Genomic DNA, 9,503 nt, shown 5'->3' with positions numbered 1-9,503 from the left:
TCGCGCACGATTTCCATCGCGCGCCCGCCCAGCACATAAGACGGGCGGATCACCAGCGGAAAGCCGATATCGGCGGCAATGGCAAAGGCCTGTTCATCGGTCGATGCGATCCCGTTCACCGGCTGTTTCAGGCCCAGCCGGTTGACCAGATCCTGAAACCGTTCGCGGTCTTCGGCCAGGTCGATGGCGTCTGGTGTTGTGCCCAGAATGGGGATTCCGGCCTCTTGCAGGGCGTTGGCCAGTTTCAACGGGGTCTGCCCGCCGAATTGCACGATCACGCCGTGCAATGTGCCGTTATCCTGTTCGACACGCAGAATTTCCATCACGTGTTCAAAGGTAAGCGGTTCGAAATACAGCCGGTCCGATGTGTCGTAATCAGTGGATACGGTTTCGGGGTTGCAGTTTATCATGATGGTTTCATAGCCCTGATCGGTCAGGGCAAAACAGGCATGGCAGCAGCAGTAATCAAACTCGATTCCCTGCCCGATCCGGTTGGGGCCGCCCCCCAGAATAACGACCTTTTTGCGGTCCGACGGGCGCGCCTCGCATTCGACATCGCCCATTACCGGGGTTTCATAGGTGGAATACATGTAGGGCGTCTGCGCCTCGAATTCGGCGGCGCATGTGTCGATCCGTTTGAACACGGCGTTCACGCCAAGGTTCAGGCGTGCGCGGCGCACGTTGTCTTCGGTGCGGCCGGTCAGTTTGGCAAGGCGGGCATCGGTAAAGCCCAACATCTTGACCGCGCGCAGCCCGCTTTCGGTCACGGGCAGGCCGTTTTTGCGAATTTCGGCCTCGGCTTCGATGATTTCGCGGATGCGGGCCAGGAACCACGGGTCGAATTTGGTGACGGCGTGGATGTCATCATCGGACAGCCCGTGGCGCATCGCCTGCGCGATGACACGTATGCGGTCGGGGGTCTGTTTGGCCAGCGCCTTGGTGATGGCGGCTGCATCGGGGGCGCCGGGGATGATGATTTCGTCAAACCCGGTCAGCCCGGTTTCCAGAGACGCCAGCGCCTTTTGCATCGATTCGTGAAAGGTGCGGCCAATCGCCATGGCCTCGCCCACGGATTTCATTGCGGTGGTCAGATGCGGTTCGGAACCTGCGAATTTTTCGAAAGCAAAGCGCGGGATTTTCGTGACGACATAGTCAATCGTGGGTTCGAACGACGCGGGCGTGACACCGGTGATATCGTTGTCCAGCTCGTCCAGCGTATAGCCCACGGCCAGTTTCGCCGCGATTTTCGCGATCGGAAAACCCGTGGCCTTGGACGCCAGCGCAGAAGACCGTGACACGCGGGGGTTCATTTCAATGACCACCATGCGCCCGTCTTCGGGGTTGACCGCCCATTGCACGTTTGATCCGCCGGTTTCCACGCCGATTTCGCGCAGCACGTTGATGCTGTGCGTGCGCATGATCTGGTATTCCTTGTCGGTCAGCGTCAGCGCCGGGGCCACGGTAATGCTGTCGCCGGTATGCACGCCCATCGGGTCGACGTTTTCGATGGCACAGACAATGATGGCGTTGTCGGCCCGGTCGCGCACGACCTCCATTTCGAATTCTTTCCAGCCCAGCAGGGATTCATCGACCAGGATTTGCCCGACGGGCGATGCCTCCATCCCTGACCGGCAATAGAATTCGTATTCTTCGCGATTATAGGCCACGCCGCCGCCGGTGCCGCCAAGGGTAAAGGCGGGGCGGATGATCGCGGGCAGGCCAACATATTCGATGGCATCAATGGCCAGTTGCAGACCCGCCTTGATGTCGCGCTTGCCGTTGACCTCTGGCGCGGTGATGATCGTGGCCTTGGGGTTTTCAATGCCCAGCCGGTCCATCGCCTCGCGGAACAGTTTGCGGTCTTCGGCCATTTCGATGGCTTCGCGTTTGGCGCCGATCATCTCGACCCCGAATTTTTCCAGCACCCCCATATCGGCCAGCGCCAGCGATGTGTTTAGCCCGGTTTGCCCGCCCATGGTCGGCAGCAAGGCATCGGGGCGTTCCTTTTCGATGATTTTGGCCACAACTTCGGGAGTGATCGGTTCGATATAGGTGGCATCGGCCAGCCCCGGGTCGGTCATGATCGTGGCGGGGTTCGAGTTTACCAGAATAACCCGATACCCTTCTTCGCGCAGTGCCTTGCAGGCTTGCGCGCCGGAATAGTCGAATTCGCAGGCCTGTCCGATAATAATGGGGCCAGCACCAATAATCATGATCGACTTGATGTCGGTACGCTTTGGCATGGCAGGCCCCTCTGATTTGCAAATTCTCGCGGGTTATAGGGAAGGCGCGGCCATGTGCAAGGGGGGATAGAACATCTGGCGGGGTTCGGCGCGGCAAATCGGCGTGGCGCGCTTTGATCCATGTCAAGTTAAATGGACAGCTATTGTGTCAGATTTATCTTACACAATGGAGACAAGGCCATGCGCATCCTGTTTATTCACCCCAATTACCGTTCCGGCGGCGCCGAAATCGCCGGCACGTGGCCCCCTGCGTGGGTGGCCTATCTGACAGGGTCGCTGCGGCGTGTCGGGTTTGACGATATCCATTTCATTGACGCGATGACCGACAATATAGACGATGCCGATCTGGCTGACCAGATTGCCGCACTTGCCCCCGATGTGGTGGGGGTCACAGCGATCACCCCGTCGATCTACCGCGCAGAGGAGGTGTTGCGCATCGCGCAAGACCGCGCGCCAAAGGCGCTACGCATGTTGGGCGGTGTCCATGCGACATTCATGTATAAACAGGTTCTTTCCGAGGCCCCATGGGTCGATGTGATCGTGCGCGGCGAGGGCGAAGAGATCCTGACCGAACTGATGTGCGCGGTCCGCGACGGGCGCTGGCCTGCGGACAAGCATCAGATCAAGGGGCTGGCGTTCATCGACGGCGACCAGATCGTCGCGACACAGGCCGCCAGCACGGTCAAGGATCTGGACGGGATCGACCCTGACTGGACAATCCTTGAGTGGGAAAAATACATCTATATTCCGCTGAACACGCGCGTGGCGATCCCGAATATGGCGCGCGGCTGCCCCTTTACCTGTTCATTCTGTAGCCAGTGGAAATTCTGGCGCGATTACCGCGTGCGCGACCCTAAAAAGGTCGTCGATGAAATCGAAAAGCTGGTGAACGAACAGGGGGTCGGGTTTTTCATTCTTGCGGATGAGGAACCCACCATCAACCGCAAGAAATTCATCCAGTTCTGCGAGGAACTGATCGCGCGCGACCTGCCGCGCCGGGTCAAATGGGGCATCAACACCCGTGTGACGGATATTTACCGCGACCGCGAATTGCTGAAATTCTACCGCAAAGCCGGGCTGGTCCACGTCAGCCTTGGCACCGAGGCCGCAGCGCAGATGAAGCTGGATATCTTCAACAAGGAAACAAAGGTCGAGGAAAACAAGACAGCCATCCGCCTGCTACGCGAAGCCGACATTCTGGTCGAGGCGCAGTTTATCGTGGGGCTGGACAACGAAACCCCTGAAACCCTGAACGAAACCTATAAAATGGCCTGGGATTGGCAGCCCGATCTGGCGAACTGGGCGATGTATACGCCGTGGCCTTTCACGCCCTTGTTTCAGGAACTCAAGGATCAGGTCGAGGTGTTCGACTTCAGCCGCTACAACTTTGTAACCCCGATCATGAAACCCGCCGCCATGACGCGGGGCGAATTGCTGGACGGGGTGATGAACAACTATCGCCGGTTTTACATGAAAAAGGCGCTGTTCCACTATCCATGGCGCGGCACCGGATTTCGGCGGCGGTATCTGTTGGGATGCCTCAAGGCCTTTATGAAGGCCGGTTTCGCGCGCACGTTCTATGATTTGGGCAAGGTCGGCTATACCGGACCGCAATCGAAAAACAAGCTGGACTTCCAGTTTGACACCACCCGCACCATCGCCGAGGCGCAGATGGACGATTGGGACGCCAGCGCCGACAAGGCCGCGCGCGCCGCCGAACGCCGCGAAGCCCTGCGCGCGCAAGGCAAGGAACGCAGCCGTCAGCGCACCGCCGATTTCAAAATGCCCAATGGCGCGCAGGTAAAAGCCTGCGGCGGTGGCACCGACCAGATGGAAGAGGTCTGACCCAATGCGCGCAACAACCGGCCTGATCGGGCCGAACGCTGTCTTGCAACTGTTGCCGCTGCTGGAACAGGCCGGTGGGATGGCATTCCGCGACCGCGTGATGGCCGAGGCGGGGCTGTTTGCACCGCCCGATGATACCGGGCTTATGGCCGAGGCGCCTGCCGCGCGGATGCATCAGGCGCTGCGCGCGATCGACCCCGAACTCGCGCCTGCGCTGGCATGGGCGGCAGGCGAACGCACGGCAGAATATATCATGACGTACCGGATACCGCTGTTGGTCCAACGGGTCTTGCGCGCCTTGCCTGCGCGCGTGGCGGGGCCGGTTTTGACCCGCGCGATTGCCCGCCATGCCTGGACTTTTGCAGGATCGGGGGTGTTTTCGGTGCGCGCGCCGCTGGTCTTCGACATTGCCGACAACCCTATTGTGCGGGGGGAACACAGCGATGTGCCGCTGTGCCATTGGCACCGTGCTGTGTTTGAAACCCTGTTCACCGCATTGGTGGACCGCCGTTTGCGCTGTGTGGAAACGCGCTGTTGCGCGATGGGCGCCCCTGCCTGCCGGTTTGAACTTGTCGCGGGCTGATGGCATCAAATTTAGCAAAATTTGATGCGCGCGCGCCGCGATATTGCGGGGTAGCTGCCGCATAAGGTTGACACCGCCGGTGCAAAGGGGTGTATCGGGCCGAAGCCTGACCAGTTTAAGGAATAACCCATGCACGCCTATCGCAGCCATACCTGTGCCGCACTGACCGCCGCCGATGTCGGCCAGACCGTCCGCCTGTCGGGCTGGGTCAATCGGGTTCGTGACCATGGCGGGATCTTGTTCATCGACCTGCGCGATCACTATGGCATCACGCAGGTCTTGTGCGACCCTGATTCCGCTGCCTTTGCCGATGTTGAAAAGGTGCGGTCGGAATGGTGCATCCGCATTGATGGCGAGGTCAAGGCGCGCGACCCGGAACTGGTCAACCCCAAGCTGCCCACCGGCGAGGTCGAGGTCTTTATCCGCGATATCGAGGTGCTGGGTGCGGCAAAGGAACTGCCCCTGATGGTGTTCGGTGATCAGGAATACCCCGAAGAAACCCGCCTGAAATACCGCTATCTTGATCTGCGCCGCGAGGCGATGCAGGATAATATGAAACTGCGTTCGGATGTTGTGGCATCCATGCGCCGGCGGATGTGGGACAAAGGGTTCCGCGAATACCAGACGCCGATCATCACCGCATCCAGCCCCGAAGGCGCGCGCGATTTTCTGGTCCCGTCGCGGCTGCATCCGGGCAAGTTTTATGCCTTGCCGCAGGCCCCGCAGCAGTTCAAACAGCTGATCATGGTCAGCGGGTATGATAAATATTTCCAGATCGCCCCCTGTTTCCGCGACGAAGACCCGCGCGCCGACCGGTCGCCCACGGATTTTTACCAGCTTGATCTGGAAATGTCGTTTGTCACCCAGCAGGATGTGTTTGACACGATCCAGCCCGTGATCGGCGGCATATTCGAGGAATTCGGCGGTGGCCGCACGGTGGACCAAACCTGGGAACAGATCAGCTATCGGGATGCTGCCCTGTGGTATGGCACCGACAAACCCGACCTGCGCAACCCGATCAAGATGCAGGTGGTCAGCGACCATTTCCGCGATTCAGGCTTTGCGATCTTTGCCAAACTGCTGGAACAGGATGGCACCGAAATTCGTGCCATCCCGGCCCCCGGTGGCGGGTCGCGCAAGTTCTGCGACCGCATGAATGCCTTTGCCCAGAAAGAGGGTTTGCCGGGCATGGGCTATATTTTCTGGCGCGATCAGGGCGAAGGGCTTGAAGCCGCAGGCCCCCTGGCCAAGAATATCGGCCCCGAACGGACTGAGGCGATCCGCCAGCAGCTTGGCCTAGGCCTTGGTGATGCTGCGTTTTTCCTGGGCGGTAGGCCGGATGCCTTTGAAACTGTTGCGGGCAAGGCCCGCACTGTGATCGGCGATGAATTGGGCCTGACCGATACGAACCGGTTTGCCTTTGCCTGGATCGTGGATTTCCCGATCTATGAAAAAGACGATGAAACCGGCAAGGTCGATTTTGAACACAACCCGTTTTCGATGCCGCAGGGTGGCATGGATGCGCTGAACGGTGACCCGCTGGATGTGCTGGGCTATCAGTATGATCTGGCTTGCAACGGCTATGAGCTGGTGTCAGGCGCGATCCGGAACCACAAGCCTGAAATCATGTTCAAGGCCTTTGAAATCGCTGGTTACGGCGAGGATGAAGTGCGCAAGCGGTTCGGTGGTATGGTCAACGCGTTCCAATACGGCGCCCCACCCCACGGTGGTTGTGCTGCGGGGATCGACCGGATCGTGATGTTGCTGGCCAATGCATCCAACATCCGCGAGGTCATCATGTTTCCGATGAACCAGCGCGCCGAGGATTTGATGATGGGCGCCCCATCAGAACCGATGAACGAACAGTTGCGCGAATTGCGCTTGCGTGTCCTGCCGCCGGAAAGCTGACGCATCAGATCGGTGCGCTTGCCGCGATGCGGTTTTGCACGATTTGCAATAGCCTCGCGATACAGGATGACAGGTTGGCCCCGGTCTTGCGGTGTCGGGCCAGATCATGCACGGCGTGGGCTAATTCATCATCCCGCGCGGACCGCGCAACGCCATCCAGAAATTGGGTGATATAGGCGATGTCGCCAGCTGCATTTTTGGCAAGCACTTTGGCGATATGGATCAGATCGTCGTGATAGGCGACCAGATCAGGGTTGACCGTTTCGTCGCTTACCAATCTGGGGCCCGGCGGACGCTGGTCGTCGGGCAAATGGTCAAGAATTGCCGCCTGAAACCTTGCCAGGCTGGCAATCGGCTTTTCCAGAAATCCATCCGCACCGGCGGCTATGACCGATTCTTGGGCGAGGGTGTCACCGCTGATGCCAAGGATGACGTCAATCCGCGGGGTGGCGCGCGCGACCGCCGCGATCAGCGCCAGCCCTGATCCGTCCGGCAGGCCGACATCAACCATCAAGACAGACGGCCGATAGACCGCCAGATGCCGTTTGGCATGTTCCAGACTGTCGGCCCGCCTGATCCGCGCGCCAGACCGCTGACACAACAAGCGCAATGCTTCGGATGCAAAACGGCTGTCTTCGACCAAAAGCACAGTCAGCCCCATCAGTGGGCGTTGCGCCGTGGGCGCGCGGGTTTGCAGCAATTCATTCAAGACATCCATGACGATTCGTCCCTTTCTGCGTGACCGGCCCCATTCAGCACAGAACAAAGTGAACAGCCTCTTAACATACCCAATACGCATTGCGCCGCCGCGCCGCGCAGGCCATATTTCCCGCAAAAAAGGAGTATCGCATGATCGGCCGTTTGAACCATGTCGCTATCGCTGTCCCCGATCTGGCGGCCGCAAGCGCGCAATATCGCACCATGTTGGGGGCCGATGTGGGTGCCCCGCAGGATGAACCTGATCACGGTGTGACGGTGGTGTTTATCACCCTGCCCAATACCAAGATCGAGCTGCTTTATCCTTTGGGCGATGCATCCCCGATTAAGGGGTTTCTGGACAAGAACCCATCAGGCGGCATTCACCATATCTGTTACGAGGTGGATGATATTCTGGCCGCGCGCGATCATCTGCTGGCCGAAGGGGCGCGCGTGCTGGGTGGGGGTGAACCGAAGATTGGTGCCCATGGCAAGCCGGTGCTGTTCTTGCACCCCAAGGATTTCAACGGGTGTCTGATCGAACTGGAACAGGTCTGACCCTTGTTCGCCGCTGAAATCGGCGTATCTGTGCAAGGATAATCTGGAAAGGATAGCATATGGGGCCGACATCAGCCTTTGTCTTGTTTGCCGTGGTTTGGTCCATGGTGTTTTTTATCGTTCTGCCGCTGCGCATGGTCAGCCAGGGTGACGCGGGCGAGATCGTGCCGGGCACACATGCATCCGCCCCCGCAGATGCGCAGATCGGGCGCAAGGCCAAGATTACAACGCTTTGGGCTGTGCCAATCTGGGCAATTTTGGCCGGCACGATCTTGTCGGGTGCGATCACTGTGCGCGATCTGGATTGGTTTAACCGGATGGCAACGCCTGCGGTCAGCGCTGACTAAGCCTATGATATAGATGGGTAAAGGTTGCCGCGCCAAGGATCGGAATCACCAGATTGACAATCGGAAATGACAGCGGCACCGCCATCAGACAACCGGCAGCCCAGACTGTCATGCTATGTTGTTTGAACAGGGCCCTGGCGGCTTCGCGCCCTTCACGGCGCATCGCGGCAAGCTGGAAATATTCCCGCCCCAGCAAATATCCGTTCAGCGCGTAAAAGATGAACATGGCGGCAAAGGGCAGCAACATGTAAAGAATGATCGCCAGCAGGTTTGCGCTGATCAACACGCCCAGAAAATTCACTGTGTCGCGCAGCCCTTCCCAGAACCCGATGGGTGGCACGGGCGGCAGCATGGGAAAATGTTCGTCTTCAACAGCCTCTGCGACCTCATCCAGAAACAGGGATGTGATGGCGGATGCCACAGGCACCATCAGGAACACCGACAACAAGATAACAAGCCCCAGTGACCCCCAGCCCAGAAGGTCGCCCAGCCACGTCACCTCGCCCACGAAGGGCAGGGTGATGGGATCGGTGGTCAGCGCGTCGATCAACCATAGCAGCCCGGCATAAATTCCCACCAGCAGCGCGACAGTCAGCCCGATCCCGCGCCACAACACGGATTGGAACCGGCTGTCGGACAGTTGTGCAACGGCCTTGGCAAAATCAGTCAGTATCATGCGCTGGCCCATGTGGTGATGCGGGCCAGATCGGGGCGGGGTCGTTCGGGCGGCGCACTGGTTTCGGTGCCGATATGGATCAGCCCGGCGATGTTTTCATGATCGGCCAACCCCAGCCCGTCGCGGATGAATGCGCGGTCATGGCTGGCCCAGCCCGACAGCCAGTTCGCACCCCAACCGGCGGCAAGGGCTGCGTTCAGCAGCGCCAGGCAGACGGCGCCGGCGGAATAGATCTGTTCAATCTGCGGGATCTTGTCGGATGCTTTGGGGGTGCTGACCACCACGATGGCCAGTTCGGCATCGGCGTATTGTATGACAGCCTTGGTAATCTTTTCAGGATCAAGCCCCAGCGCCGCGCCGCGCGCGGGGATCATCGCGGCCAGCCGGGCCAGCGCGGGCCGTTCCAGCACGATAAACCGCCATGGTTCCAGCTTGCCATGATCGGGCGTGCGGGCGGCTGCGGTCAGCAGCGTTTCCAGTGCTGTGCGGTCCGGCACCGGGGCGGTCAGCGTCTTCGCGGGGCGTGACCGGCGGGTCAGCAGGAAATCAAGGGCAGCAGGGTTGGGGACGGGCATGGGTGATCCTTTGGCGGGTCTGATCAGCAGATAAGGGGGCGATCATGCGCTGACAACATGTCGGGTGGGTTA

At 59.6% G+C, this 9,503-nt stretch carries 9 protein-coding genes; 5 read left to right on the top strand and 4 right to left on the bottom strand.

What is annotated here, in order from left to right:
- Positions 1 to 2,243: carbamoyl-phosphate synthase large subunit (gene carB / locus IBX59_RS08170; protein WP_296374307.1), on the bottom strand; the 2,243-nt coding region annotated here is incomplete at its 3' end.
- 180 nt (positions 2,244 to 2,423) lie between these two features.
- On the opposite strand from carB, the gene bchE reads away from it, so the two are divergent.
- The 3 genes from bchE (at position 2,424) to aspS (ending at position 6,579) form a co-directional block, all read left to right on the top strand.
- Entirely contained in the window at positions 2,424 to 4,088 is a 1,665-nt protein-coding gene (gene bchE, locus IBX59_RS08165) for a magnesium-protoporphyrin IX monomethyl ester anaerobic oxidative cyclase (RefSeq protein WP_296374305.1), read from the top strand.
- Between the two features lie 4 nt (positions 4,089 to 4,092).
- Entirely contained in the window at positions 4,093 to 4,671 is a 579-nt protein-coding gene (gene bchJ / locus IBX59_RS08160) for a bacteriochlorophyll 4-vinyl reductase (protein WP_296374304.1), read from the top strand.
- Positions 4,672 to 4,800: 129 nt separating this feature from the next.
- Positions 4,801 to 6,579, top strand: a complete 1,779-nt coding sequence (gene aspS / locus IBX59_RS08155) for an aspartate--tRNA ligase (protein ID WP_296374302.1) — start codon at positions 4,801 to 4,803, stop codon at positions 6,577 to 6,579.
- Between the two features lie 4 nt (positions 6,580 to 6,583).
- On the opposite strand, the gene IBX59_RS08150 is transcribed toward aspS, so the two are convergent.
- Positions 6,584 to 7,297 carry a response regulator gene (locus tag IBX59_RS08150; protein ID WP_296374300.1) on the bottom strand — a complete coding sequence of 238 codons (714 nt, stop codon included), beginning with the start codon at positions 7,295 to 7,297 and terminating at the stop codon, positions 6,584 to 6,586.
- 131 nt (positions 7,298 to 7,428) lie between these two features.
- Between IBX59_RS08150 and mce the strand changes: the two genes are divergently transcribed.
- Both mce and IBX59_RS08140 read left to right on the top strand, forming a co-directional pair.
- On the top strand, positions 7,429 to 7,833 hold the full coding sequence (gene mce / locus IBX59_RS08145) for a methylmalonyl-CoA epimerase (RefSeq protein WP_296374298.1): 405 nt from the start codon (positions 7,429 to 7,431) through the stop codon (positions 7,831 to 7,833).
- Between the two features lie 59 nt (positions 7,834 to 7,892).
- Entirely contained in the window at positions 7,893 to 8,180 is a 288-nt protein-coding gene (locus tag IBX59_RS08140; protein ID WP_296374296.1) for a DUF1467 family protein, read from the top strand.
- Here the strand turns inward: IBX59_RS08140 and IBX59_RS08135 are convergent.
- Positions 8,167 to 8,856 (bottom strand): EI24 domain-containing protein, encoded by a 690-nt coding sequence (locus IBX59_RS08135; protein ID WP_296374293.1) that lies wholly within the window; start codon positions 8,854 to 8,856, stop codon positions 8,167 to 8,169. The two genes, IBX59_RS08140 and IBX59_RS08135, sit on opposite strands and share 14 nt — an antisense overlap.
- Positions 8,853 to 9,431 carry a nitroreductase gene (locus IBX59_RS08130; RefSeq protein ID WP_296374292.1) on the bottom strand — a complete coding sequence of 193 codons (579 nt, stop codon included), beginning with the start codon at positions 9,429 to 9,431 and terminating at the stop codon, positions 8,853 to 8,855. The genes IBX59_RS08135 and IBX59_RS08130 overlap by 4 nt, the downstream gene beginning before the upstream one ends.
- Positions 9,432 to 9,503: the final 72 nt, after the last annotated feature.

The sequence above is a fragment of the Yoonia sp. genome (genome assembly GCF_014859355.1).
Classification (GTDB): domain Bacteria; phylum Pseudomonadota; class Alphaproteobacteria; order Rhodobacterales; family Rhodobacteraceae; genus Yoonia.
This window is presented reverse-complemented; position numbering and strand designations above follow the sequence as displayed.